The 795-nt window shown below is 55.2% G+C and carries 1 protein-coding gene; it reads left to right on the top strand.

Annotated features, from left to right (window positions below):
- A partial coding sequence (locus EDM56_RS30895; protein ID WP_281275005.1) for an NTF2-like N-terminal transpeptidase domain-containing protein occupies positions 1 to 795 on the top strand: 795 nt, incomplete at both ends.

Genomic DNA, 795 nt, shown 5'->3' on the forward strand with positions numbered 1-795 from the left:
GAAAAGCCTGGTGCTGACAGCAGCGAGCTCACGTTTTCCTATCAGCTTGACATGGATACGTTTTTGCAGCCGATCAGCTTCAAGGGGAGCGCGACCATGGTGAAGGAAGAGACGCAAGCGCATCAAGGCTGGTATGTGGCTTGGAATCCGACCTTTATTTTTCCCGAGATGGCGGAGGGGGACAAGGTGCGGGCGAGTACGTTAGCGCCGAAGCGCGGGACGATCATGGATCGAGGCGGTCATCATTTGGCAACCGACAAAGTGGTCGTGGATGTGTGCATCGTCCCGCGTGACTGGCAGAGGGCGCCGCAGGGGGATCAGCAGAAGCTGCTGCATGTGCTCGCGACGACTTCGGAGGCTTTAGCCTCGATGTTGCAAGCGTCATCAGCCAATCCCGATTCGCCTGTCCGGCTAGCGACGCTGCCTGAAGAAGACACACGGCTCGCGCTTTTGGCGAATGTAAACGGGGTCACACTGAGCAAAAAGGAAGTCCGGTATTACCCGTTCAAAGAGGCGTTTGCTCATCTGATCGGCTATGTCGGCCCGATCGATCAAAAAAAGTGGGAAGCGCTTAAAGAGAAAGGCTACACACCATACGATTTGATCGGCAAAGCAGGGCTGGAGCAACTGTATGAGGAGGAGCTACGGGGAACGGGTGGTGGCATCATCAAAATTAACGATGCCAGCGGCGCGTTGAAAAAGGTCATCGCGGAAAAGCCTGCGACAAACGGCAAAACGATTGCGCTGACGGTCGATGCGACGCTGCAGCAGACGATCTATGAACAGATGAAACAA

The organism is Brevibacillus fluminis (genome assembly GCF_003710825.1).
GTDB lineage: Bacteria > Bacillota > Bacilli > Brevibacillales > Brevibacillaceae > Brevibacillus_D > Brevibacillus_D fluminis.